This is a genomic window from Nocardia sp. NPDC002869, from assembly GCF_046764065.1.
GTDB lineage: Bacteria > Actinomycetota > Actinomycetes > Mycobacteriales > Mycobacteriaceae > Nocardia > Nocardia rhamnosiphila.
This window is the reverse complement of the sequence record NZ_JBKOOL010000089.1, coordinates 1-23,840: the sequence shown is the minus strand read 5'-3', so window position 1 is coordinate 23,840 and position 23,840 is coordinate 1. Positions and strand designations below refer to the sequence as shown.

Genomic DNA, 23,840 nt, shown 5'->3' with positions numbered 1-23,840 from the left:
TCGAGTCTCGAGGCCGAAACGGCGAGACACAAGGGGGCCTCAACCCCGCGGCGCCGAAGGCGCCGCCAAAAACTCAGAAGGCTGCTTCGTCGAGCTCCATGATGTCGTTGTCGAGGTTGGCCAGGACGGCGCGGGTGGCCGTCAGTTCCGGCAGGATGTTGCGGGCGAAGAACTGTGCCACGGCGACCTTGCCCTGGTAGAAGTTGTTGTCCGCGCCTTCGGCGCCCGCGTCGAGGGCCGCGCCCGCGACCTCGGCGTGGCGCAGCAGCTGCCAGCCGATGAGCAGGTCGCCGACCGAGAGCAGGAAGCGGACCGAACCGAGGCCCACCTTGTACAGCTCGTCGGCCTGCTCCTGGGCACCCATCAGGTGCCCGGTGAGAGTGGCGGCCATGGCCTGCACATCCTCGAGCGCGGTCGCGAGCAGTTTCCGCTCACCCTTGAGGCGGCCGTTGCCGGCTTCGGTGTCGATGAACTTCTGGATCTGGCCGGCGACGTGCGCCAGGGCCACACCGCGATCGCGGGCGATCTTGCGGAAGAAGAAGTCCTGGGCCTGGATGGCGGTGGTGCCCTCGTACAGCGAGTCGATCTTCGCGTCGCGGATGTACTGCTCGATCGGGTAGTCCTGCAGGAACCCGGAACCGCCCAGGGTCTGCAGCGATTCGGTGAGGTACTGGTAGGCCCGTTCGGAGCCGACGCCCTTGACGATCGGCAGCAGCAGATCGTTGACGCGGGCGGCGGTGTCGGCGTCCGCGCCGGAGACGGCGGCCGCGACATCGGCGTCCTGGTGGGCGGCGGTGTAGAGGTACACCGCGCGCAGGCCTTCGGCGTAGGCCTTCTGGGTGGCCAGGCTGCGACGCACATCCGGGTGGCGGGTGATGCTGACGCGCGGCGCGGTCTTGTCGGTCATCTGGGTGAGGTCGGCGCCCTGGACGCGCTGTTTGGCGTAGTCCAGTGCGTTGAGGTAACCGGTGGACAGTGTCGCGATCGCCTTGGTGCCGACCATCATTCGCGCGTGCTCGATGACCTCGAACATCTGCGCGATGCCCTGGTGGACCTCGCCGACGAGCCAGCCCTTGGCCGGCACACCGTGGCCGCCGAAGGTGACCTCACAGGTGGCCGAGACCTTCAGGCCCATCTTGTGCTCGACATTGGTGACGAAGACACCGTTGCGCTCGCCCAGTTCGCCGGTCTCGTGGTCGAAGTGGAACTTCGGTACGAAGAACAGCGACAGGCCCTTGGTGCCCGGGCCGGCGCCTTCGGGGCGGGCCAGCACCAGGTGCATGATGTTCGGGAAGAGGTCATCGGAGTCGGCCGAGGTGATGAAGCGCTTCACGCCTTCGATATGCCAGGAGCCGTCCTCCTGCTGTACCGCCTTGGTGCGGCCGGCGCCGACATCGGAGCCGGCGTCGGGCTCGGTGAGCACCATGGTGGCGCCCCAGCCCTGCTCGACGGCGATCTTGGCCCACTTCTTCTGCTCTTCGGTGGCGTTGTTGTAGAAGATGTTGGCGAAGCCGGGGCCGGCGGCGTACATGAAGGCCGCGGGCTGGGCGCCCAGCACCAGTTCGGCGATGGCCCAGTAGGCGGCGCGGGGGAAGTCGATACCGCCGAGCTCGGGATCGACGGCGTAGGAGTCCCAGCCGCCTTCCTGCAGGGTGCGGTAGCTCTTCTTGAACGATTCGGGGAGGGAGACGGTATGAGTTTCGGGGTCGAAGACCGGGGGATTGCGGTCGGCGTCGGCAAAGGATTCGCCCAGCGGTCCCTCGGCCAGCCGGCGCACCTCGTTCAGCATCTCCTTGACGGTGTCGGCGTCGAGATCGCCGTAGGCGCCGGAGTCCAGAATGCTGCCGAGGCCGAGTACCTCGAAGAGGTTGAACTCCAGGTCGCGGACGTTGCTCTTGTAATGACCCATTGTGATACTCACTCTCCGTTGAGTCGGGTGCGGTCGGTATTCATACCGTTCCCGCCCGTCGGTTGCCGTCGGGTAGCTGCCGTGTAACGACAGGCTACTCGCGGGTAACTTATTCATTATATTACCGACGAGTAAGGCAGTCGGCAACGGAGTCGCGCCGCATTGTGATGCGCGGAACAGCCACAAGGTCCCCACCAGCGGTTTCGTTCCGATATCGGTCGGCCGCGCGCCCGGCCCGCGAACATAACGGCCTGGTCGCTGTGCCTCCACCCGCGAGCGGTGCGCGGTTCGCGGCGGGCTTCGCCCGTTAGAGTTGGGCGTGCGGATCGAAACGGATTCAGGGCCCGCGGAGGCGGAGATAGATCACCCGGAGGTCCCCGCGTTTCTGCTGGTCTTCACCCATGGCGCGGGCGGCGGTGTGGACTCCGCGGACATCACGACAGTGCGCGATACCGCGCTGGCCGCCGGTGGGGTGGTAGCCCGGGTGCTTCAGCCGTACCGGGTGGCCGGGCGCCGCGCACCCGGCAAACCCGAGCCCCAGGACCGGGCCTGGGTGGAACTGATCGCCGCGCTGCGCGCGCAGCTCGGGCCGGATCTGCCGCTGGTACAGGGTGGGCGCAGCAATGGAGCCCGGGTGGCGTGCCGGACCGCGGTCGAGGTCGGCGCGCGCGGGGTGGTCGCCCTATCGTTTCCGCTGCACCCGCCCGGAAAGCCGGAGAAATCCCGGCGCGACGAACTGCTGGCCGCCGGCGCCGCCGAGGTGGTGGTGATCAATGGCGGGAGCGACCCGTTCGGTATTCCGGATGCCGCCGATGCCGCCGAGGTGCGGGTGATCCCGGGCCAGCCGCATTCCTTCCGGAAGGGTTTCGACACCATCGCCGAAACCCTCGTGCCGTGGTTCCGGCATTGGAGTTCCTGACGCCGCGGCCGGTCGCGGACGCCGGGTAACCGGCTCGATGCGCGTGCCGCCGCTATCCGTGTCGCCGCAGGAGGTCAATGGCCCGATCCGGCTGTCCGTGGGCGCCGGGCGAGCGCACAGATGCTCGTCCCGCACCATGCGATGGGAAGTGCCGCAGCCGCCGCGGCGTCGTACCACGGCTACTGCTCGGGCATGGGTTTCCGCGCCACGACCAGGGCGTCGATCGCGTCCCCGCTCTCGGTCGGGCGCAGAACCTCCCGGGCCGTGTCGATTTCGAGCCCGGAATCGGTACCCAGGTCCGCCACCACGTCCTCCGGTGTGAACAGGATCGCCGGGTCCTGGGGGCCGCCGTATCCCCGGGCCGGGTTCTCGCTGTGGTGGCCGAGCACCAGCAGCATTCCCCCGGGTGCGAGCGCGGTAGCGGCCTGTCGGAGCAGTCGCCGGCGTTCGGGTGCCGGGAGGTGCAGGAACACCAGCAGGATCAACTCCCACGGACCGCCCAGGTCGAGGGCCGGATCGGCGAGGTCGGCGCACTCCCAGGTGATCCGCTCCCGGATCGACCGGGTGAGCCGGGTCGCCACGGTGCGGCCCTTGTCGATACCGACCTGGGAGAAGTCGACGCCGTGCACCCGCCAGCCGTGCGTGGCCAGCCACAATGCGTTCCGGCCCTCGCCGCAGGCCAGGTCGAGTGCGCGGGGCAGGTCCGGTATCTCCCAGTCGGGCCCGGGCAGGCGGGGGACGCGCCGGTCCAGACCGTGGACGAACTCCACCACCGTGTTGTTCGGTGGTGCGCCCCACACCAGGTCGCTCTGTACATAGCGCGCATCCCATTCGGCCGCCTTCATACCGCCAAGTGTATGGAGGCGGCCGGGGATCACCGAGCGGTCAGGCCGTACCGCTCTCGGGCAGCCAGCGCACCGGGGTGGTTTCGCGGATATGGATCAGGGCGTCGAAGGCGTCGCGCAGTGATGCCACCCGGAAGCGGGCTTCCTCGTCGTGGGCCGGATCATACACGCCGCTGATCACCCGCAACCGGGCGGAGGCGGCGGCCCAGGACCGGACCGCCGCGGGCGCGTCGTCGCCGAGGTCGACGAACCAGGCGGGCAGGTCCACGGCGCCGAGGGTGGCGTCGAGCAGGTCGGGTAGCGGATCCGGCGCCTGCGCCACGCCGAGGTCACCGTGATGGAAACCGATCGCCACCGACCGGTAGGCCGCACCGAAATACGCGCGCAGCCCGGCGCCCTCGGTGCGCATCGGCTGCGCGGCCGCGGCACCGGCACTCGGCGCGGTCGCCGCGGTGTGCGCGGTGCCGTCCCAGTACACGATCCGGGCGCCGGTGTGTACGTGATGATCGATCAGGGTCCGCGCCGGATCCGGGTCGCCACCGCCGAAGCCGCCCCGGCCGGCCACACTGCGCTCGTGGAAACCCACGATCGAGCGCAGGAGTTCCAGGGCGGTGGTGAATTCGGCCGCCGCGTCGGTACCGGCCGGGCGGGGTAGCGATGCCACCAGGTCGAATGCGGCGCGGGCGTCTTCGGCGAACGGGCGCCCGGGATGGATGCCCTGATGGCGTTGTACGTGCTCGTCGATCCGGTGCGCGGTACGAATCGGCGTCAGATGTGATTCGAGTTCGGCCACCCGGTCGGGCGCCCGGCGGCGCACCCGGGCGAGTACTTCGTCGTAGTCGGCCGGTTCGGCCGCCGATGGCCGCACGCCGAGTACGCCGACGGGGTCGTCGGGGTGTTCGAGGTTGTAGGCGCGGATCCATTCGAGGGTCGCCACGGTCTCGCGCGTGCGCAGCGGCCGCCACGCGCCCGCCAGCGCCCGGTGGGGATCTCCCGCACCGGTGCGGACGTACGCGTCGAGGCGCGCACCGGACCGCGCATTGTCCTGGACGGCCAGTGTCCGGAAACCGTGTTCGGTGACCAGCACCCGGAAGATTCGATCCCGCACACCGTAGGTCTGCCGGGAGAACCGGGTGGATTCGCCGAGGCCGACCACCGTGGCCGCGGCCAAGCGGTCGGTCAATTTCCGCAGGTCCGATCCGGTGTCGGCGGCGTCGGTGCCGCGTATGGGCTGCGCCGCGCCGCGCAGCCACTCGTGCACCGCTTCGGTGGCGCCGGTCGGGTTCGAGGTGGTGGTCACGCGGGCTCCTGAGGTCTCGATGGAGTGTCGCGAACCAGCCTCATACCTGAAGTATTGTTCAGGTCAAGTGGTGTGCTCGAATCGAACCGGGAGTCTCACAGCTGTGTGCGCATCAGGACCACGTTGTACTGATTGTGCACAGTGGTGAGAAAATAGAGATCATCTTCGGTTTGATAGGGGAAAATCGACGGCGCGTATGCCGTCGGCAATTCACGTGTATCGATCAATACACGCGGCTCACTCCACGGTCCGGCCGGTGACGACGCGGTTCGCATCACCACCGAGTTGAAGGGGTCGGTGGTGAGAGAGACGAATTGTCCGAGGTAGTCGTTCCACATCACCGATAGTTCCCCCACGCCGTGCATGATGGGCTGTGCCGCATTGATATCGCGTTTCCAGGTGCGGCCGTCCCAGTATTCGTAGGCGGCCAGATCCTGGATATTCGGCTCCCGGACCCGGGAGATATAGGCGGCATTGTCGCGTCCCGGCGGGGTGCCGTAGACGTAAACGAAGCCGCCGTCCTTCACGAAGGCGTTCATCTGGAAATTGCGGTTCGCGCCCTCGTTGGGCCGGCGGGTGAAGGCGAGATCGGCCCAGGTTTCACCGTTGTCCGCCGAAGCGGCCAGTCCGGAGTAATTGGTGGTCCATTCTCCGGGGGTGTCCCATGTTTTCACCGACATCAGGCTCATGTACTGTACGCCGCCGATCGAGATACCGGCGGTCGGAATGCGGCTGATCTCGAGAAGCGGGATCTTCGGGCTGGGGATCAGGTCCCTGGCCTGGCCGAATATATCCTTGACGACGCTGTCGAAGTAGATGCCCTGCCGTGGATCCTGGGTGTGACTGCGCACGAGAACATTGCTACGCCAAGCCCACATACTGCCCGCGAGAAGATTGGGGAAACCGACCCCGGCGGTATCGCCGAAAGCGGTGAGCATTTCTCCCTGTCCGTTGTCCCACATGATGCCCAGGTCGGTGCCGAGCATGTTGTAGTTGTGGGTCCCGTTCGGGCTCGCCATACCGGTCACCTGGAAAACGGCCCGAGTGGCTCCGTGTAGCTGCGGGAGGCCGTTGGTGCCGTTGAGTACGGGAATCGGATTGATGGCGTTGGGATTTGCCGTGGCCGGTGCGGTGACTGCGATCAGTGCAGCCGATGCGCCCGCCAGCACAGAAATAAGTATCGAGCGGGTTCTCTTCAAGTCCGTCGGACCTCCGGGTCATGTCAAAGACACCGCCGGCATATGGGCGGCGCCTCGATGGATACACGGAACATTTCGACTGGCTGGCAGAACCCGCACATGTTATCAGTGCATAGGGCCTGATCAGACGCATTGTCGGCGGTTCAGCGCAGGTGTCATTTCCGGCCCCGGTAGCGGGGTTGTCCGGTCTTCGGCGGTACGGTCCGGCACCCGCGGTCCCCGGGCGACATAGATCACTCCATGGTCTAATCGGAAGTTAACCGCCGATTTCAGCGGGAGACTTCAGCGAGGAAGCGGAGTACGCATGCTGCCAGCCGGAATGGATCCGCGCACACCGGTGCTCGTCGGCGTCGGACAGGTAGTGCACCGATCCGGTGAACCGGGCCTGCCCGGACCTGTCGAGCTGGCGGTCGAATCACTGCGCCGGGCCGGCGCGGACAGCGGAACCGGGGACGCGCTGCTGCGTTCGGCGGATGTGATCGCCTCGGTGGCCCCGGTGAGCCGCCAGTACGCCGACCTGGGCGCACTCGTCGCCGCCGACCTGGGTGCCTCGCCGAAGCGGACCCTGCAGTCGGCCCCCTACGGCGGAGACGCCCCGCAGCGGCTGCTCAACCTGCTGGCCCGCGAGATCGCCGAGGGCCGGTCGGATATCGCGTTGCTCTGCGGGGCCGAATCGGTCGCGTCGTGGAACGTGGCGAAGCGGTCCGGGACCGACCCGGGCTGGCCGGAGCAGGACGAGAACGCCCGGCCCGATCAGATCATCGGCTCCGACGACGCCCCCAACACCGAGATGGAGCTCGCGGCCGGATTGTGGGGCCCGATCTATGTGTACGCGCTGATGGAATCCGCCATGCGCAATCGGCTCGGCCTCGACGAACAAAGTCATCTGGCCCGGATCGGCGGGCTCTGGTCGCGGTTCTCCGCCGTGGCGGCGCGCAACCCCTACGCGTGGCTGCCCCCGGAACGCGACGTGAGCGAACTGGTCACCACCGGCCCCGACAACCGGATGGTCTCCACCCCGTATCCGAAGCTGCTCATGGCGAACCTGACGGTCGATCAGGGCGCGGCGCTGATCCTGTGCAGCGCCGCGGCGGCGGACGCGGCCGGGGTGCCGCGGGATCGGTGGGTCTTCCCGCACGGCGGTGCCACCGCCACCGATACCTGGTTCCTCTCCGAACGTACGGATATGGCGGCGTCCCCGGCCATCGCCGCGGCCGGCCGGGCGGCCCTGGGCGGGGCGGGAATCGGCATCGACGATATCGCCCATATCGACCTGTATTCGTGCTTCCCGGTGGCCGTACAGGTGGGCGCGGCGGCGCTGGGTCTGTGCATCGACGATCCGGCGCGACCCCTGACCGTGACCGGCGGCCTGACCTTCGGCGGCGGCCCGGGCAACAACTACAGCACCCACGGCATCGCCACCATGGCCGAGATCCTGCGGCGCAACCCCGGCGACTACGGCCTGACCACCGCGCTCGGCTGGTACATCACCAAGCACGGGGTGGGCGTCTACTCGGCGAAACCACCCGCCGAACTGTTCCGCCCGGTGGAGGCCGAGGTGCCGGTCGCCCGGCGGGAGACCGCACCCGGCTACACCGGTCCGGCGGTGATCGAGGCCTACACGGTTCCGTACCGCAAGGGCGGCGCGGGCGACGAACCCGAAGCCGCTGTGGTGAGTGCGCTGAACCCCGCCGGTGCCCGCATACTTGTCCGGGCGACGGACAGCGAGACCATCGCGGCGGTCACCGCGGGCGACCGTTTGGGCGCCGCCATCGAGATCACCGCCGCCGACCGTTTCATTCTGCGTAGCGAGAGGACCGCCTGATGACCGAGACCGTGCTCCTGGACCGGTGCGATGCGATAACCGTGCTCACGGTGAACCGGCCCGCGGCGCGTAACGCCATCGATCTGGCCACCGCGAAGGCGATCGAGGCGGCGATCGACGAGTTCGAGGCCGACGACTCGGCCCGGGTCCTCGTGCTCACCGGCGCCGAGGGGACCTTCAGCGCCGGAATGGATCTCATCGCCATGACGCGCGGTGAGGTGCCGGTGACCGAGCGACGCGGCCCGCTCGGCATCGCCTCCAAACCGCCGGCGAAACCGATGATCGCCGCGGTGGAGGGTTTCGCGCTGGCCGGCGGTTTCGAACTGGCCCTCTCCGGTGACCTGATCGTCGCCGCACGGGACGCGAAATTCGGTCTGCCCGAGGTGAAACGCGGTCTGGTCGCGGCGGCCGGCGGCGTGATGCGGCTGACCCAGCGGTTGCCGCGCAGTATCGCCGCCGAACTGGCGCTCACCGGTGGGCGGATCAGCGCCGAACGTCTCTACCAGCTGGGCCTGGTCAACCGGGTGACCGAACCGGGCGAGGCGCTGGAGGTCGCGCTGGAACTGGCCGGTGAGATCGCGGCCGCCGCCCCGCTGGCCGTGGCCGCCAGTAAGCGGATCATCGACGAGACCCCGGACTGGACCGCGGCGGAAGGTTTCGCCAAACAGGGTGAAATCGCCCTGCCCGCCCTGGTTTCCAAGGACGCGGCCGAAGGCGCGCTGGCCTTCGCGGAGAAACGCGATCCGGTCTGGCAGGGACGCTGAGGTTCGGCTTCGGACCCCGGCTATGCGGTGTCGTCGCGCAGGGTGGGCAGCCAGTCCAGGAGTACCCGGGCGCAGCCTTCGGGGTCGTCGTAGAAGGGTGTGTGGCCGCTGCCCGCGAGCGTGATGTGCCGGGCTCCGGGCAGTACTTCGCGGGCCCGCCTGCTCTGCGTGGCGTAGGTGAGCAGGATGTCGCGGTTACCCCAGGCGATCGTCACCGGTACCTCGGCGAGCGCGGCGGGGTCGGGCAGCCGGGCGTCGGTGAACGAGGCCAGGGCCGGGGAGAAGCCCAGGGAGTCGATCGCGCCGCGCGCGGTATCGAGAGCGACCTGGGCGCTGACGGCCCACGGTTTGCCGAAGACCAGGCTCAGGAAGGCGGTCCGGCCGGCGGGGGTGCCGAGCACCTTGGGCATGGCGGGGCCGAGGATGCGGCCGATTTTCTTCGACCGGCCCAGCGACTGCTGGCACCAGATCCGGCCGGCGGTGTCCCAGAAGAAGATCGGGGAGAAGGCGGTGACCGAGCGGGCCAGGCCGCGGGCGCCCAGGTTCAGCGAGATGCCGCCGCCCATCGAGTTACCTGCCAGATGGGGCCGCTCGATGCCCTGTTCGGCCAGGAAGTCGGCGAGGGCGTCGGTGAGTGTGTCGACGGTGGTGCGCGGGAGCGGGGCGGAACCGCCGAAGCCGGGGAGGTCCACCGCGATCACCTCGTAGTGGGCGGCCAGGGCGCCGATGACCGGTTCCCAGACCTGCCACCTGCTGCCGACACCGTGGACCAGCACCAGCGGTTCACCGCGGCCTTCGCGATGGTGCTCGAGGATCGTCATGTTCGCCGCTCTCCGATCGGGACGCGATTCCGGCCCCCAGACTAACAGCAGGCGCCGGCCCTCAGTTGGCTCCGCCCGGGCTCGCGGGCGCGAGGAAGACGTGGCCCGTTCCAGCCCCTGAGAGGGTCGGCGGCTGTGAATCACATTCGAATTCCGGCCCCGGGTTGCACGCCGTATGTGAGTGCGACTACACACATGCGTGGACGTCGGCGGGTGGCCGTGGGTGCTGTTCCCCGGCCGACGCGGCGTCCGTGCGATACATCTGAGAGAGGAACCCGGTGCGGAAGACCCTGATTGCCGCGACGTTCGTCATTCTGCCGCTGTTCGCGGCGGCCTGCGGTAGCGATACCGACTCCGCGCCGGCGCTGACCGAAGCGGACCTGTCCAAATCCCTGCAGGAAAAGGGACTCCAGGATCCCGCGTTCGCCGACTGCGCCGCGAAACTGTACATCGGCGAAGGCATTTCGCAGGACGGCCTGCGGACCATGGTCAGCGACGAATTCGATACCCGGATGGCGGACCCGGAAACTCTGGGCATGAGCCCGGAGGACGCCGACAAAGCCCGGGCGGCGACCAACAAGATCGTCACCGAATGCCTCGGTAAGGCGCAGTAGCAGTCGTGCGGAAATGATTCTCGCTGAGCGCAATACTGCTATCGGGAATCGCCTCCCAGCAGCATGCCTGCATGACAGCACAGAATCCGCCCTTCGCCGCGGCCCGTACGGCCGCGGTGATAGGGGCCGACCCGGCGGGCGTCACCGCCGCGCTGGGGTTGCTCGACGCGGGATTCGACGTCGCCCTCTACAGCGATCGTGACCAGAACGCGTTGCGCAGTCGGACCCGGCCGGGTGTCCGGGCCGTCGCGGTGGCTCCGCAGCCGCCGGGACCGGCCGGGAGCGGGCGCCGTACCGCCCGCGCGCCGCGGCCGACCGGCCGTATCGCCTTCGACGGGTATGTCGGCGTCACGGTCGACAGTTCCTTCGAGACCTCGGGCCGGATCACCTCCTTCGTGGAGCGCGGCGGCGCCTTCCTGGTGGAATCGGTGACCCCGGAATCGCTGGGCGCGATCGCCGCGTCCACCGATCTCACCCTGGTCGCCGCCGGTCGCGGCCGCCTGGCCGGATACTTCCCGGCTGCCGCGGACCGGCCCGTGCACCGGGGCTCGCCCCGGTCCCTGCAGGGGCTCTACGTGCTCACCCGGACCACCGGTTCCGATCGCGCCGAGCCGAACCCTCCCGCCGCGGGGCCGAGAATGGTGCACTGAGAAGCACAGCACCAGTCGATTCCGGCCCGCGCCGGAGACAGGAGGCTCCGGCGTGTCCGTGGCAGTTGTGGTCGGTAACCCGAAACCGGCATCCCGAACTCTCTCCGCGGCCGTCGGCCTCGCCACGGCGCTGCGGCCGGATTCCGAGCCGGCGGTCATCGATCTGGTGGAGTTCGGGCCGGGCCTGCTGAGCTGGGGTGACCTCGCGGTCGCGAAGGCCGCCCGCACCGTCGCCGCCGCCGAGCTGGCCGTCTTCGCCAGCCCCACGTTCAAGGCCACCTACACCGGTCTGCTGAAGCTTTTCCTGGAGCAGTTCGACGGCGGTACCGGCCTGGCCGGAGTGCTGGCCGTGCCCCTGATGCTGGGCGCCGGCCCCGCGCACGCGCTCGCCCCCGATCTGCTGCTCAAACCGGTACTGGTGGAACTGGGCGCGACCACCGCCCTGCCCGGGTTGTATCTCTCCGACCGGACCTTCGCCGAGGACGGCGTACTGGACGCCTACGCCGAGCGGTGGCGTCCGGTGGCGCAGGCGCTGTCGGCCACGGCAACCCATTCGAAGTGAAGGGCTGATCATGAACGATGTCTTCGAAACCCCCGCCGACGGCACCGGTCTGCGGCGTGCCTTCGCCAACTTCCCGAGCGGGGTCGTCGCGGTCTGCGCCGAGGTCGACGGGAAACCGGTCGGTTTGGCGGTGAGCACTTTCGTTCCGGTCTCCCTGGATCCTCCGCTGGTGTCGTTCTGTATCCAGAACAGCTCGTCGACCTGGCCCAAGCTGGTCGATGCCGGCTATCTCGGCCTGAGCCTGCTCGGCACCGACCAGCAGGAGGCCGCACGCTCGCTCAGCTCCCGGACCGGTGACCGGTTCCGCGATCTGGAGCTGCACGAGGGCACCGGCGAAGCGGTGTTCATCCAGGGCGCGTCGGTATGGATCGAGGGGTCGCCCGAAGCACATGTCCCGGCCGGTGACCACACCGTGGTGATCCTGCGGATCAACCGGCTGGCCATCCACCCCGACCGCGAACCCCTCGTATTCCACGGTTCGCGCTTCCGCCTGCTGCACGCCAGCTGACCGGCACGGCCGCAAGGTATCGCCCAGGATGCCCCGGTCGGATTCGTTCGGCGTGGGCGTCGATCACCTGCCGGCGCCGTCGGGGGCGCGGTGGAGTGCTACCGCACATTTGCGAGCCGCCGAACGACGGCGTGCCGGGTATCCGGGGAGAAGTAGGCGAAACCGGCGTCAATTCGCTGGAGGAGTGCGTCCGGCTTTGCGAGAGTAGCGGGATGGCACAGTTCACCAGCGAGCCGCCGGCGTCCTTCGATTCCTTCGACGGCACCCGCATCTATTACCGGCGGGTGGGGTCCGGCTCACCGGTGATCATGATCCACGGGTCCGGCGGGGGGCTGCACTCGTGGCAGCCGGTCGCCGAGAATCTGGCGGACCGGTTCGAGTTGTGGCTGCCGGCCCGCCGCGGCTACGCGCCGAGCGGGCCCGGCCACGCCCCCAAGCACTACGCCGACGAGGTGAGTGATCTCGGGGTCATCATCGATATGATCGGCCGGCCCGCGCATCTGGTGGGTATGTCCTACGGCGCCACGGTCGCCCTGCACGCCGCGGCGGCCGGACTCCCGATCCGTTCGCTGGCGCTGTGGGAGCCGCCGCTGTACGCGGCGGGCGCGGAGCTGGCGCCGGTGCTGACCCGGTTCGAAGAACTCACCGCGAAGGGCGAACGGGGCCGGGCGGTCCGGCTGCTGGCGGAGAAGGTGTCCCGGGTTCCGGCGGCGCTGCTGGAGGCCGCGGGGGATTTCGAACCGGACGAGAGCGAACCCGACGACTCCTACGGCTGGAGTCGTGACCTCGAGTCGATGATCGCCGATACGACCTATCTCGAACGCTGGTCGAGCGTGACCACCCCGACGCTGCTGATGCGCGGCGCCGATACCTGGCAGCCGATGCCCGAGACGGTCGAGCGGCTGGCGACCGGAATGCCGCACGCGCGGCTCGCGACGTTTCCCGGGCAGACCCATTTCGCGCCGTCGACGAGCCCCGAAACCGTGGCGAGAACTCTACGGGAGTTCCTGTACTAGAGCGGCAGGACCGGCACCAGGTCATGGGCCCGGGCGCCGTTCGGCCGACGGGCGCCTTTCACGGATCACATCGTTCCCGCGTGGTGGCGAATCCGAACGCATTGCGCGGGGTCGGCTCCCGTGCGCCGATGCCTTGGGTACTGGGGGCACCGCTCCGAGGGTGCGCGGTTCAGAACCGGAACCGCACGATGCGGGTGGACCGTTTCATGCCCGGAAGCAGATTCAAGAGGCGGAATACGCGGCGTGCGTTCGCGGGTGCCTTGGCCATCAGCACCGGCGAGTCGTTCATCGGCGCCTCATCGATGTATTCGAGTCTCGGGTGCCACTCGGCCGGTGCGGCCGGATCGTCGAAGCCGCACTGGAACTGTGTGTCGTACTTGCGCAGCGTGGGGTCCCACCGCGAGGTGCGCCACGCCCAGACCGCCACCGTGTCGATCTGGATCTGCCCGGTGGGGAAAGCATCGACGACGCTCGTCAGGAGGCGCCGGGCGTCGGTCTCGGTCAGGTAGGGCACCAGTCCCTCGGCTATCACCAGCACCGGCCGGCCGCGGGGGATGCGGTCCAGCCAGGCCGGGTCGGTGACATCGGCTTCGATCAGGGCGTAGTGGTCGCGCGGCGGCAAGAACTCTTTCCGCACTTCGATCATGGCGGGGTAGTCCAGGTCGTACCAGTCGACCGTGGCCGGCGGGTCGATCCGGTACACCCGGGCGTCGAGGCCGCAGCCCAGGTGCAGCACCACCGCGTCGGGGTGCTCGGCGAGGAAACTCCGGGCCCAGTCGTCGTGGATCTTGGCGCGCACCACGGCGACGAGGCCCAGTTGGCTGGTGCCGAATCTGCGGGTGTCGTAGCCGGGGTCGAGGCGGCGCATCACCTGCTCGGCGTGCTTGTCACCGAGGATCGGGTCCGGCAGCCGGTTGTCCAGTGCTTTGGCCGCGAGGACGGGGCGGGCGGTTTTCTGCACTCCGACGAGTCCGCTGTCTTTCACAGTCGCCTACACTACTGATACTTCAAGAATTTCGTGAAATATATGACGAGATGGCTGCGGAAGCTACGACGAGGAGACTGCTTCAGTGACGCGCGCGGACGAGATCGCTATCGCCGGCTTCCAGGAACGGTTCGCGCAGATCATGGTCGAATCCGGTATGCCGCGGATGGCCGCACGCGTGTTCGCGGCACTACTGGTCACCGACTCCGGCAAGCTGTCGGCCGCCGAACTCGCCGAGCGGCTGGGCGTCGGTGCGCCGGCCATCTCGGGGGCGGTCAAATACCTGGTGCAGGTGCGGCTCGTCGAACGCGGCCGCGAACCCGGCAGCCGGCGTGACTTCTGCCGGATCCACGAGCACACCTGGAGTCACTACATCAGCCGGTCCGACCCGGTCCTGGGCCAGGTGCAGAGCGGCGCCGCCGAGGGCGCCGCACTCCTGGGTCCCACCTCCCCTGCCGGGCAGCGACTGGACGAGACCCGCCGGTTCTTCGAGTTCCTGCGTGCGGAGATCGAACAGTCGATGGCCAAGTGGCGGCGACTCCAGGCCGACGGACCCGCGTCCGGCTGACGTCGTGGCCTCGGCCGACCGGGGCCGTCGAACAGATCATGCGGCGGGCCCCGGAGACTCGCCGGTGCCCCGCAGCGCCTCGGGAACCCGGTCCTGCGCAGGGCCTGCGTGCCCAGCCGGTCGCGCTGGTCGCCGCTGTGCTACGAGCATCCTGACCTGTCGAGCTCTCCGGGCGCGATATCCCCGGGGCGGGCCGCGGCCGGGTGCCGAACTCGTGGAAATATCCAGTAAGAACGACTTTCGATGACGCGCCGGTGGTTCGCCGCCATTGCCGGGTCCATGCATCCGCCATCTTCGCGACGTGGCACGCGGCGGCTCGGGGCCGGTGGCGCAAAAGGAAACCCGGAAGAAGGCGATCCATCGAAGTGGTGGTGGAGCCGGTGACGGGAATCGAACCCGCGCCATCTGCTTGGGAAGCAGAGATTCTGCCATTGAACTACACCGGCATGCGCCCGCAGGCGCGAAGGGCAGCTTAGCAGAGGGCGGGCCGGAGCTCTAAATCTTTCGGTTCGCCCTCCGGCCCTCCGCGCCCCGGGGTCAGCGTTCGGACCAGACGCCGAGCTGGTTGCCGCTCGGGTCGGTGAAGTGGAAGCGGCGGCCGCCGGGGAAGTCGAAGGGGCCTTCGGTGACCGTGCCGCCGGCCGCTCCGACGCTCCGGAGGGTGGTGTCGAGGTCTTCGGAATACAGCAGGACCAGGGGGCCGCCGGTGCGGACCTCGTCGGTGGTGGCCAGTCCGCCCGCTTCACCCTCGGAGCCGTCGAAGCGGCGGATACCGGCGTAGGCGGGCCCGTAGTCGTTGAACTCCCAGCCGAATGCCGACCGGTAGAAGGTTTTGGCGGCGTCGAGGTCGGTGACGGCGAGTTCGATGTAGTCGATGCCGTGATGGGTGTGGGCGCTGGTCTCGGACATGGGCGTACCTCCTGATCGGCTGTGGCCGTGCGTGGGCGCGGGTGGGCTCGCCCATCGGGGGGAGTATGCCCGGGGGCGGTGACAGGAAACGGACCGTGCGCGGACCGGGGGCTGTGCCCCGCGGGGCGGTCGCTACGCTCGTGGCGTGCTGCTTTCCGATCGTGACATCCGGGCGGAGTTCGCCGCCGGACGGCTCGGGCTCGAACCGTTCGAGGACAACCTGGTTCAGCCGTCCAGTATCGATGTGCGGCTGGACCGGATGTTCCGGGTTTTCAACAACACTCGCTACACCCATATCGACCCGGCCCAGCGCCAGGACGAGCTGACGAGCCTGGTGGAGCCTGCCGAGGGCGAGCCGTTCGTACTGCATCCGGGTGAGTTCGTGCTCGGGTCCACCCTGGAGGTGTGCACCCTGCCCGACGATCTGGCCGGGCGGTTGGAGGGTAAATCGAGTCTGGGGCGGCTCGGGCTGCTCACGCATTCGACCGCCGGGTTCATCGACCCCGGTTTCAGTGGGCACATCACCCTGGAACTGTCGAATGTGGCGAATCTGCCGATCACCCTGTGGCCGGGTATGAAGATCGGGCAGCTGTGCCTGTTCCGGTTGACCAGTCCGGCCGAGAACCCGTACGGCAGCGCGGGCGCCGGATCGAAGTACCAGGGGCAGCGCGGACCGACGCCGTCGCGGGCGTACCTGAATTTCCCGGCGCCGAGCCGGTGACCGCGCTCCGAACCCGTTCGTGAACTCGGCGTAGCCGTGATCGAGCCCCGGCTGTCGGTGACACCGCCGTGTCGTCCGGGTCGGTGCCCGAGATCCGCCGGGCAGGATTGCCCGTGGGAAGCCCGAGACGTGGCCGACCGGCTTGCGCGGCCGGCGGATGCCGCTACGAGTCCTCGGTGGGCCGCGGGCCGAGTACGAGATCGATGGTCCGGGCCTGCACCGCCGCGCGGTCGGTGCCGTCGAGCGGGTCGGCGGCCAGGAAGTGCATCCCGATCCGCGCGCAGAAGGCGAGCAGGCTGCGGGCCTCCACTTCTACGGGATCGATGAAGTAGGTGCCGATCATTTCGCGCAGTAACTCCATGCGCTGGTTGTCCACCCGCCGCAGGCGGGCCGCGACCTCGTCGTCGCGCCGGGCCCAGTCGCGTACGGCGAGGTCGATGGGCAGCAGTTCGGGGGAGAGGGTGAGTGCCCCGGCCCGCTGGATCTTGGTCCGCGCGTCGCCGCCTTCGCGCGTGACACTGTCCAGGACGTCGTCGATGCTGCGCCGCTCCCAGGTGTCCAGCATCGCCTCGAGCAGTGCGTTGCGGTCGGCGAAGTACCCGTAGAAACCGCCCTTGGTCACGCCGAGCGATTTCGCGAGCGCTTCGACGCGGACGGCGTCGGGACCGCCGCGGGCCAGGGCACGGAGCCCTTCGTCGATCCAGCCGGTGCTCGTCGTCCGTACCGCGCCCATGTGTCTCCTCTCACGAACCGAGATCTATACGCCGCCGTATATTCGCGCTAGCGTCTTATATACGCCAGCGTATAACAGGAAGTGGGTGTCGAAGATGACCGAGAGTTCCGAACCTCGCCCGGACAGCGCCGAGCCGGTCGCCCGGCGGCAGTACGAGATCGGCGCATCGATCCGGGCGCGCAGTGGTATGGCGGTCTACGACTACGCCGACCAGTTCACGATCGACACGTCGCCCGGCGTGGCCGCGACGCCGGAAGAGTGGGCGCGCACCGCACTCGGCGAAGTGGCCGGTGCACGGGGACAGTTCGTCTGGCGGGTCGTGCTGGGCCTGCGGCTGCGGCGTCGATCGGCGGCCGGACAGGTTGCCGGCTGGCCGATCGTCGAACGCGGCGCCACCTGGATCACCTTGGGAGCTCGATCGTGGCTGATCAGCGGGCGTCTGGTGGTCGAGCTCACCGGCGGTACCGCTTCGGTGGCCACCTTCGTCCACTACGAACGCCGGATGGGCGAGCGGGTCTGGGCCGCCGTCTCCCCGCGGCATCGACGTTTCGCCCCCTTACTGCTGACCGAGGCGTCACGAATTCTGTCCGTCCGGTAGGGACGCGGCCATATCGAACGGACGCGCCGTGGCGTCCGGGCGGGCTACGTCCGGCGGACCCGGCCGCCGGGCGTAGCCCCATCCCCGGTCATTCCGCGCCACCTGCCAGCAACGCGGCGTTGATCACCGTGGACAGCGGGGGCAGCAGGCCGTCGCGTTCCGGCGGTACGACCCAGTGGCATCCCTCGCGGTTCCAGCGGCCCAGCCCGGTGGGCAGCATGACCGCGCTCCCCACCCCCGGGATATCGATATCGATGCGCTGCAGCATCTCGACCACTTCGGGATCCGGGCGGCGATCCGGGTAGGCCAGGAAGCTCCAGCGAATCTGGCGGGCGAGCATGGGAACTCGGATCTCCCGTGAATCCAGTAGGTCGCGTGCGGCTTTCGCGCGTTCGGTCGGTAGGTGGACGACGCAGGCCCGGCTGGTGATCGGCAGCATGACGAAACCGCCGCGTTCGGTGACCGGTAACCCGAATTCGTGGCGATAGTACGCGGCCCAGTCGTCGACCGTTCTGAGCTTTTCCACGTTCACGGTGAACCCCTTGCCTCCTGCTGCCGAGCCTCCCTGGCGTGCCGAGCCACGGCCTGTGCCGGTCTCGCCGACCTGTCTTTCCAGGATCGCGTCCGTACCGGCGCGTCGGAAGCGCCTACACGCTCCCGTTCCACTGCCCTTGCGCTGCCATTGCCGGTGATGGCGAAATTCCATGTGGTTGCAGTCATATTCGGCTCGTACCCTGGAGAGGGAAATCGTTCGGGAAGGGTGACAACGTGGTCGGCCAGTGGTCTGGAAAGGAGGCCCGGGCGCTTCGCGAGGCCAAGCGGATGAGTATCCGGGAGTTCGCGGCACATCTGGGTGTGCACGAACGACTGGTGTCCAAATGGGAGGCCGGGGGCGACCGGGTGCATCCACGTCCGGTCAATCAGGCTGCCCTGGATACCTGTCTCGCCCGATCCGACGATGTCGAACGGACCCGGTTCGCGGCATTGACCGTTCCCGAACCTGTTCCCGGGCCGCTGCCGGCCGCCGGCCGGTACGCCGCGCCCAGCGGATATTCCAATGACGCCGAACTCCTGGCCCTCATCGATACCGGTGCGGCCCGCGGGGAAGGGCTGGCGGCGATTTCGGAGAAGGATCTGATCATGGCGGCAGCGCACGAGGCGAGCGAACACGCGGGCCGGGCGGCGAGTACGAATACCGGTCCGAGCACGCTGGACCAGCTCGACGCCGATGTCACGCGGATCGCCAACGACTACGTGCACACCCCGCCGATGCCGATGATGGTCGAGATGCTGCGGGTGCGGCGCCGGGTGTACCGGCTGCTGGAGGGCCATCAGCGGCCCTCGGATACCGGTCACCTATATCTACTGGCGGGCTCGCTGTCGGGGCTGCTCGCCAACGCGAGTACCGATCTCGGCTATCTCGATGCCGCCGGGGAGCAGATCCGGGCCGCCTGGGCGTACGCGGAACTGTGCGGCCACAACGGGTTACGGGCCTGGGCCCGCGGGATGCACGCGCTGATCGAATACTGGTCCGAACGGCCGCACCGGGCGCTACAGCTGGCACAGCACGGTCAGGAGTACGCGGATTCGGCCACCGCCGCGGTGCGCCTGCACAATATCGAGGCGCGGATCTGGTCGAAGATCGGGAGCGCCGCCGATACCGAACGGTGTATCCGCGCCGCCGCCGCCGCGAGTTCCGGAGCCGGGACCGACAGCCTGCACGACGAGGTGGGCGGAGTGTTCGGTTTCTCCGACGCCAAGGCCGGTTATTACGCGGGCGCGACCTATATCCATCTCGGCCTGGCCGAACCCGCGCTGGCGGCCACCGAACGCACGATCGAGCTCTACCGGACCGGCCCGGCCCGGCAGCGTTCCTACGGCGCCGAATCCCTGGCCCGCGTCGATTCGGCCGCCGCCCATCTGATCAACGGCAGCCTCGACGGCGCCACGGCGGCACTGCTGCCGGTCCTGGCGCTCGACGAGGACAAACGGATCGCCCAGTTGGAGGAACGCCTCACGGGCCTGCGGCGGCGGATCTGCGCGCCGGCTTTCCGCGGGGTCGCCGAGGCGCGGGCTCTCGACGAGCGGATCGAGGAATTCTGCGGGGCGACCGCGTCCCGCAGCCTGCCTCCGGGCAGCGGGTAACCGGCTCTCCCGTGCGGGCGCGCGGAAGGTGATCGAACGGGCTCGGGAGCGGCGCGATATCGACCGGTTTCCCGGCCCTGTGCAGGCCGGGGGCCCGGCGTGCGTGGTCCGGGCGGCGGTAACGGACCGGCACCGGGCCGGGGCGGGCCGGATATCCGCTTGCCCCTGGTGGCACCATGGATCGGGTGAGTACTGGCCATTCGCACCCCGCGCCCCGGATTCTGGAGCAGTCCAAGAAGCTGCAGAATGTCGTCTACGAGATCCGTGGACCGGTACACGCACACGCGGCACGGCTGGAATCCGAGGGCCACCGGATCATGAAGCTCAATATCGGCAACCCCGCGCCGTTCGGCTTCGAAGCCCCCGATGTGATCATGCGGGATATGATCGCCGCGCTGCCGACCGCGCAGGGCTACTCCGAGTCCAAGGGCATATTGCCCGCTCGCCGGGCGATCGTGACCCGCTACGAGCTGGTCCCCGGTTTCCCGGAACTCGATGTCGACGATGTCTACCTCGGTAACGGGGTCTCCGAACTCATCACCATCACCATGCAGGCGCTGCTGGACAACGGGGACGAGGTGCTGATCCCGGCACCCGACTATCCGCTCTGGACGGCGATGACCAGCCTGGCCGGCGGCACCCCGGTGCACTACCTGTGCGACGAGGCCAGTGGCTGGCAGCCCGATATCGCCGATATCGAATCGAAGATCACCGAACGCACCAAGGCGCTGCTGGTGATCAACCCCAACAATCCGACCGGTGCGGTGTACTCGGCGGAGGTACTCCAGCAACTTGTCGACCTGGCGCGCAAGCACCGGCTGCTGCTGCTGGCGGACGAGATCTACGACAAGATCCTCTACGACGACGCCAAGCACATCTCGCTCGCGACGCTGGCGCCCGATCTGCTGTGCCTCACCTTCAACGGCCTGTCCAAGGCGTACCGGGTGGCCGGTTACCGGTCCGGCTGGCTGGCCATCACAGGGCCGAAGGAGCACGCCGCCGGGTTCCTGGAGGGCGTGGATCTGCTCGCGTCGTCGCGGCTGTGCCCGAATGTGCCCGCCCAGCACGCCATTCAGGTAGCGCTCGGGGGATATCAGAGCATCGAGGATCTGATCCTGCCGGGCGGGCGGTTGCTGGAACAGCGGGATGTGGCATGGGAGCGGTTGAATGCGATTCCCGGCGTGTCGTGCGTGAAACCCAAAGGCGCGCTGTATGCGTTCCCTAGGCTGGACCCCGAGGTACACGAGATCCACGACGACGAAAAGCTGGTCCAGGACCTGTTGCTACAGGAGAAGATCCTGATGGTGCAGGGCACCGGTTTCAACTGGCCGCACCATGATCATCTGCGGATCGTAACCCTGCCCTGGGCTCGCGATCTGGCCGTTGCCATAGAGCGTTTCGGCAATTTCCTCACGAGCTATCGACAGTAGTCGGGCGGGTAACTCCGGGTTAAAACCGACTCTCCATCCGGATTAAACCCGATTTTCCGAACCTACTGGCACAAAAGAGGATCCTGTGTGTACAGTGGTCCTCGGCACCTCAAAGTGCCCGGCCAGGTTGTCTACCCCCCCTGGGCAACCTGGTCCTCGGGTTAGGCCGCCTACCCCCCTGGGCCGCCTGCCCGCGGGCGGCGGAGACATCCCCCTGCTCTCCGCCGCCCCTTCCCGAGGTTCTCGGAAATATCGCGAAATCGCAGCGTAAGCCGCATCTGCCGGTCACATGGGCCCTCTGCGAATCCTCTAGGCTGACCGGGGTGAGCGACCACCATCACCATCACGACCACTCCCGGCCCATCGCCATCGGCGCGACCGCCGCCCGCGTCGTGGTCGGTTTGCTGGTCGCCATCGGAATCGTTGTCGTCGTCGCCACGATCGCCCTCTGGCCCGACCGCCAGCAGGTCGAGATCCCGCTGCCCATGCAGAACGCCGACGGAACCGCGGTGGTCACCGAAGCCGGAAAGGTGATCCGGCAGGATATCGGCTCCTGCGGAAGTCCGTCCATCGGCCGCGTCTTCGACGGTGAACCCCAACCGCCCACCATGCAGGTCTACGACTGCCAGCGGAGTCTGATCGCCATCGAATCCGGTCCGCACGAGGGTAAACACACGCTTCTCGAAATCGCGCCGGGCCCCGGGCAACCCGATCTGGCCGCCGGTGACGACCTGCGGATCGTGCGGCAGACCGGGCCGGACGGGACACCGCTGTACTCGTTCGACGATTACGCGCGGGGTATGCCGCTGAGCCTGATCGTGCTGGCCTTCGTCGCGGTGATCGTGGTGGTCGCCCGCTGGCGCGGGGTCCGGGCGCTGCTCGGACTGGTTTTCGCGTTCGCGGTGCTGGTGTTCTTCCTGCTCCCCGCGCTGCTCGACGGGAAGCCCGCGATACCGGTGGCGCTGGTCGCCGGCTCGCTGATCCTGTACGCGGTCCTGTATCTGGCGCACGGGGTGAACCTGCGCACCAGCTCCGCGCTGCTCGGCACCCTCACCTCCATGGTGGTGGCGGCGGTGTTGTCCTGGCTGACCATCGAGGCGACGACGCTGACCGGTCTGTCCGAAGAGCAGAACACCAATGTCGCAACCTATATCGAGCACGTCAGCATCACCGGCCTGCTGCTGGCCGGATTCATCATCGGTTCGCTCGGCGTGCTCAACGATGTGACCATCACCCAGGCGTCCGCGGCATTCGAACTCGCGGAACTGGACAAGAAGGCGACCCGGCGCGAAGTGTTCGCCGCGGCCATGCGAGTGGGCCGCGACCATATCGCCAGCACCGTGTACACCCTGGTGCTGGCCTATGCCGGTGGGGCGCTGCCGCTGCTGCTGCTGTTCAGTGTGGCGGGCCGGCCGATCCGGGATGTGCTGGTGGGTGACGCGGTGGCCATCGAGATCGCGCGGTCGGCGGTGGGCGGTATCTGCCTGACGCTGTCGGTGCCCCTGACCACCGGTATCGCGGTCATGCTGGCCCGGCCCTTCGGCAACAAGCCCACCGGCGATCCGGCCACCCCGGGCCGGCGGACCGCGGTGGCCCGGCACTCGGATACCGGTACGCACCGTAAGGTCGCTCGCCCGGGTGGTTCCGAAGGCGGCGCGCCGCGCAACCGCTCCGGCCGTGGTTATCAGCCGTGGCCGACGACCGGGGAACAGCCACGGGTACCGCGCAGCCCCGGTGATCAGCGTCCCGGCCCGCGAACCGGTGAGACACCGGTCACTCGGGGCGGGCAGTACGGACCGCCCCGGTCCGCGCAGCGGTATCCCGGCCGGCCGGAGCCGGGGGACCGGCCGGCCGGACCGCCGCGTCCGGACAACCAGTGGCCGAACAGCGGTGAGCAACGCGAAATCCGCCGACGGCGTCCGGGCCGTCCCGGTCCTGTCTGAGCCGCCGGCGCGGCCCGGAAGATACGCCGGTTCGGTTCGGTCCGGTCAGCGGCTCGGCGGTGGCGGAAACAGCGGTGGAATGGTGGGGAGCACGATCGGCGGCAGGCCCGGCACCTGGAAGGTATTCGGACCGGTGGTGGTCGTGGGCGTCTCGGTCTCCCGAGGCACGGCCACCGGAGGCGGCTCGGCCAGCGATTCGTGCTCCGGCGCGGTGGTCAGCGATGCTCCCGCCAATCCGGGCCGAGCCGTGGGTGAGGTCGCCGAACTCGCCGGCGGTGGGGTCGTGCCTTCGACGGTGGTCGATTCCTGGCGGAATATGTGCTGGCCGTAGCCGAGGCCGATACCGATCGCGGCCACCACCACCAGTGCGCTCACGGCCACCGCGGCGGCGCCGAGCTCACGGCGCCGGCGCTGCGGGGGTTCGCGGAACGACCGCCGGGGCAGTAGCTTCTGCGGAATCCGCAGCGCGACGGTGGGTGGATCCTCCTCGGGCGTCAGTTGCGGAGCTGTGGACAGGACCGGACGCGCCGCCACGGTCTGCGGCACCGCGGCGGTGTTGCTCGAGTACTTCTCGGGGCCGGGGCGCTCCGTGGCGGGACCGGTGCGTGCCACGGAGTCGGCCGGCAGGTCCTCCGCGCTACCGGCGGGCGGGCCGAAAATTCCGGGTTGTGGCATGGGCATCTTCGGTCGCGAAACGGCCGGAGCGACAACGGTCGCTTTCGTGGCCGCGTTGTCCGGTGCCGCCGGGGGGCTTTCGAGTTCGGCCCCGAAAATGCCGACCTGTGGTGCGGGCGGTGATGCCGGAGTATCGGTGGCCTGCGCCGCGGCGGCCACAAGCGGCGGCACCGAACCGGCCGGGCGCTGCGGGACAGCGGC

22 protein-coding genes, 1 tRNA gene and 2 pseudogenes are annotated in these 23,840 nt (G+C 68.7%); 14 read left to right on the top strand and 11 right to left on the bottom strand.

Annotated elements, in window-relative coordinates; all coding sequences use genetic code 11:
- Positions 1-73: 73 nt before the first annotated feature.
- Positions 74-1,909 (bottom strand): acyl-CoA dehydrogenase, encoded by a 1,836-nt coding sequence (locus tag ACLML9_RS17635; protein ID WP_411946555.1) that lies wholly within the window; start codon positions 1,907-1,909, stop codon positions 74-76.
- Between the two features lie 319 nt (positions 1,910-2,228).
- Here ACLML9_RS17635 and ACLML9_RS17630 point away from each other — a divergent pair, with 319 nt between their 5' ends.
- A complete protein-coding gene (locus tag ACLML9_RS17630; protein ID WP_411946553.1) occupies positions 2,229-2,828 on the top strand; it encodes an alpha/beta family hydrolase in 600 nt (199 codons plus the stop codon).
- A gap of 179 nt (positions 2,829-3,007) precedes the next feature.
- Here the strand turns inward: ACLML9_RS17630 and ACLML9_RS17625 are convergent, their stop codons facing one another.
- From ACLML9_RS17625 to ACLML9_RS17615, 3 genes are all read right to left on the bottom strand, one after another.
- Positions 3,008-3,673, bottom strand: coding sequence for a class I SAM-dependent methyltransferase (locus tag ACLML9_RS17625; RefSeq protein ID WP_411946552.1), 666 nt, complete (start codon positions 3,671-3,673; stop codon positions 3,008-3,010).
- Positions 3,674-3,713: 40 nt separating this feature from the next.
- A complete protein-coding gene (locus ACLML9_RS17620; RefSeq protein WP_411946551.1) occupies positions 3,714-4,973 on the bottom strand; it encodes an erythromycin esterase family protein in 1,260 nt (419 codons plus the stop codon).
- Between the two features lie 95 nt (positions 4,974-5,068).
- Positions 5,069-6,148, bottom strand: a complete 1,080-nt coding sequence (locus ACLML9_RS17615) for a DUF4185 domain-containing protein (protein ID WP_411946554.1) — start codon at positions 6,146-6,148, stop codon at positions 5,069-5,071.
- A gap of 328 nt (positions 6,149-6,476) precedes the next feature.
- On the opposite strand from ACLML9_RS17615, the gene ACLML9_RS17610 reads away from it, so the two are divergent.
- Complete coding sequence (locus tag ACLML9_RS17610; RefSeq protein ID WP_411946550.1) at positions 6,477-7,997, top strand: thiolase C-terminal domain-containing protein; 1,521 nt, start codon at positions 6,477-6,479, stop codon at positions 7,995-7,997.
- Positions 7,997-8,761 carry a crotonase/enoyl-CoA hydratase family protein gene (locus ACLML9_RS17605; RefSeq protein WP_411946549.1) on the top strand — a complete coding sequence of 255 codons (765 nt, stop codon included), beginning with the start codon at positions 7,997-7,999 and terminating at the stop codon, positions 8,759-8,761. The genes ACLML9_RS17610 and ACLML9_RS17605 overlap by 1 nt, the downstream gene beginning before the upstream one ends.
- A gap of 20 nt (positions 8,762-8,781) precedes the next feature.
- Here the strand turns inward: ACLML9_RS17605 and ACLML9_RS17600 are convergent, their stop codons facing one another.
- Positions 8,782-9,582: an alpha/beta fold hydrolase gene (locus ACLML9_RS17600; protein WP_411946548.1), complete on the bottom strand. Its 801-nt coding sequence runs from the start codon at positions 9,580-9,582 to the stop codon at positions 8,782-8,784.
- 278 nt (positions 9,583-9,860) lie between these two features.
- On the opposite strand from ACLML9_RS17600, the gene ACLML9_RS17595 reads away from it, so the two are divergent.
- The 5 genes from ACLML9_RS17595 (at position 9,861) to ACLML9_RS17575 (ending at position 12,932) form a co-directional block, all read left to right on the top strand.
- Positions 9,861-10,196 (top strand): hypothetical protein, encoded by a 336-nt coding sequence (locus ACLML9_RS17595; RefSeq protein ID WP_030524843.1) that lies wholly within the window; start codon positions 9,861-9,863, stop codon positions 10,194-10,196.
- A gap of 71 nt (positions 10,197-10,267) precedes the next feature.
- Positions 10,268-10,846 carry a hypothetical protein gene (locus ACLML9_RS17590; RefSeq protein WP_411946547.1) on the top strand — a complete coding sequence of 193 codons (579 nt, stop codon included), beginning with the start codon at positions 10,268-10,270 and terminating at the stop codon, positions 10,844-10,846.
- A 52-nt stretch (positions 10,847-10,898) separates the two neighbouring features.
- Complete coding sequence (locus ACLML9_RS17585; RefSeq protein ID WP_411946546.1) at positions 10,899-11,408, top strand: NADPH-dependent FMN reductase; 510 nt, start codon at positions 10,899-10,901, stop codon at positions 11,406-11,408.
- A 10-nt stretch (positions 11,409-11,418) separates the two neighbouring features.
- A complete protein-coding gene (locus tag ACLML9_RS17580; RefSeq protein WP_063040833.1) occupies positions 11,419-11,916 on the top strand; it encodes a flavin reductase family protein in 498 nt (165 codons plus the stop codon).
- Between the two features lie 212 nt (positions 11,917-12,128).
- On the top strand, positions 12,129-12,932 hold the full coding sequence (locus ACLML9_RS17575; protein ID WP_411946545.1) for an alpha/beta fold hydrolase: 804 nt from the start codon (positions 12,129-12,131) through the stop codon (positions 12,930-12,932).
- 169 nt (positions 12,933-13,101) lie between these two features.
- On the opposite strand, the gene ACLML9_RS17570 is transcribed toward ACLML9_RS17575, so the two are convergent.
- Positions 13,102-13,917, bottom strand: a complete 816-nt coding sequence (locus tag ACLML9_RS17570) for a class I SAM-dependent methyltransferase (RefSeq protein WP_411946544.1) — start codon at positions 13,915-13,917, stop codon at positions 13,102-13,104.
- Positions 13,918-14,002: 85 nt separating this feature from the next.
- Here ACLML9_RS17570 and ACLML9_RS17565 point away from each other — a divergent pair, with 85 nt between their 5' ends.
- Positions 14,003-14,485 carry a GbsR/MarR family transcriptional regulator gene (locus tag ACLML9_RS17565; protein WP_411946543.1) on the top strand — a complete coding sequence of 161 codons (483 nt, stop codon included), beginning with the start codon at positions 14,003-14,005 and terminating at the stop codon, positions 14,483-14,485.
- Positions 14,486-14,857: 372 nt separating this feature from the next.
- Here ACLML9_RS17565 and ACLML9_RS17560 read toward each other — a convergent pair.
- A tRNA-Gly gene (locus ACLML9_RS17560) sits at positions 14,858-14,931 on the bottom strand.
- Positions 14,932-15,022: 91 nt separating this feature from the next.
- Entirely contained in the window at positions 15,023-15,394 is a 372-nt protein-coding gene (locus ACLML9_RS17555; RefSeq protein WP_411946542.1) for a VOC family protein, read from the bottom strand.
- Between the two features lie 145 nt (positions 15,395-15,539).
- On the opposite strand from ACLML9_RS17555, the gene dcd reads away from it, so the two are divergent.
- Positions 15,540-16,115: a dCTP deaminase gene (dcd, locus tag ACLML9_RS17550; protein ID WP_030524835.1), complete on the top strand. Its 576-nt coding sequence runs from the start codon at positions 15,540-15,542 to the stop codon at positions 16,113-16,115.
- A gap of 163 nt (positions 16,116-16,278) precedes the next feature.
- Here the strand turns inward: dcd and ACLML9_RS17545 are convergent, their stop codons facing one another.
- Positions 16,279-16,848 (bottom strand): TetR/AcrR family transcriptional regulator, encoded by a 570-nt coding sequence (locus tag ACLML9_RS17545; RefSeq protein ID WP_411946541.1) that lies wholly within the window; start codon positions 16,846-16,848, stop codon positions 16,279-16,281.
- A gap of 94 nt (positions 16,849-16,942) precedes the next feature.
- Here ACLML9_RS17545 and ACLML9_RS17540 point away from each other — a divergent pair, with 94 nt between their 5' ends.
- Positions 16,943-17,446 carry a hypothetical protein gene (locus ACLML9_RS17540; protein ID WP_411946540.1) on the top strand — a complete coding sequence of 168 codons (504 nt, stop codon included), beginning with the start codon at positions 16,943-16,945 and terminating at the stop codon, positions 17,444-17,446.
- A gap of 88 nt (positions 17,447-17,534) precedes the next feature.
- On the opposite strand, the gene ACLML9_RS17535 is transcribed toward ACLML9_RS17540, so the two are convergent.
- Positions 17,535-17,978, bottom strand: a complete 444-nt coding sequence (locus ACLML9_RS17535) for a hypothetical protein (protein ID WP_411946539.1) — start codon at positions 17,976-17,978, stop codon at positions 17,535-17,537.
- 236 nt (positions 17,979-18,214) lie between these two features.
- Between ACLML9_RS17535 and ACLML9_RS17530 the strand changes: the two genes are divergently transcribed.
- The 3 genes and pseudogenes from ACLML9_RS17530 to ACLML9_RS17520 all read left to right on the top strand — a co-directional run.
- Positions 18,215-19,591, top strand: a complete 1,377-nt coding sequence (locus ACLML9_RS17530; RefSeq protein ID WP_411946538.1) for a helix-turn-helix domain-containing protein — start codon at positions 18,215-18,217, stop codon at positions 19,589-19,591.
- Positions 19,592-19,767: 176 nt separating this feature from the next.
- Positions 19,768-21,021, top strand: coding sequence for a pyridoxal phosphate-dependent aminotransferase (locus ACLML9_RS17525; protein WP_411946537.1), 1,254 nt, complete (start codon positions 19,768-19,770; stop codon positions 21,019-21,021).
- Positions 21,022-21,344: 323 nt separating this feature from the next.
- Positions 21,345-22,622 (top strand): annotated as a pseudogene (locus ACLML9_RS17520) (YibE/F family protein); the annotation flags it as partial.
- Between the two features lie 387 nt (positions 22,623-23,009).
- Here the strand turns inward: ACLML9_RS17520 and ACLML9_RS17515 are convergent.
- A pseudogene (locus tag ACLML9_RS17515) lies at positions 23,010-23,840 on the bottom strand (hypothetical protein); the annotation flags it as partial.

What these genes read in the sequence shown, in the direction of transcription:
- ACLML9_RS17600 (WP_411946548.1), bottom strand. Translation starts at nt 9,582, where the DNA reads ATGACGATCCTCGAGCACCATCGCGAAGGCCGCGGTGAACCGCTGGTG.
- ACLML9_RS17555 (WP_411946542.1), bottom strand. Translation starts at nt 15,394, where the DNA reads ATGTCCGAGACCAGCGCCCACACCCATCACGGCATCGACTACATCGAA.
- ACLML9_RS17580 (WP_063040833.1), top strand. Translation starts at nt 11,419, where the DNA reads ATGAACGATGTCTTCGAAACCCCCGCCGACGGCACCGGTCTGCGGCGT.
- ACLML9_RS17525 (WP_411946537.1), top strand. Translation starts at nt 19,768, where the DNA reads ATGGATCGGGTGAGTACTGGCCATTCGCACCCCGCGCCCCGGATTCTG.
- ACLML9_RS17610 (WP_411946550.1), top strand. Translation starts at nt 6,477, where the DNA reads ATGCTGCCAGCCGGAATGGATCCGCGCACACCGGTGCTCGTCGGCGTC.
- ACLML9_RS17625 (WP_411946552.1), bottom strand. Translation starts at nt 3,673, where the DNA reads ATGAAGGCGGCCGAATGGGATGCGCGCTATGTACAGAGCGACCTGGTG.
- ACLML9_RS17575 (WP_411946545.1), top strand. Translation starts at nt 12,129, where the DNA reads ATGGCACAGTTCACCAGCGAGCCGCCGGCGTCCTTCGATTCCTTCGAC.
- ACLML9_RS17605 (WP_411946549.1), top strand. Translation starts at nt 7,997, where the DNA reads ATGACCGAGACCGTGCTCCTGGACCGGTGCGATGCGATAACCGTGCTC.
- ACLML9_RS17635 (WP_411946555.1), bottom strand. Translation starts at nt 1,909, where the DNA reads ATGGGTCATTACAAGAGCAACGTCCGCGACCTGGAGTTCAACCTCTTC.
- ACLML9_RS17590 (WP_411946547.1), top strand. Translation starts at nt 10,268, where the DNA reads ATGACAGCACAGAATCCGCCCTTCGCCGCGGCCCGTACGGCCGCGGTG.
- ACLML9_RS17545 (WP_411946541.1), bottom strand. Translation starts at nt 16,848, where the DNA reads ATGGGCGCGGTACGGACGACGAGCACCGGCTGGATCGACGAAGGGCTC.
- ACLML9_RS17540 (WP_411946540.1), top strand. Translation starts at nt 16,943, where the DNA reads ATGACCGAGAGTTCCGAACCTCGCCCGGACAGCGCCGAGCCGGTCGCC.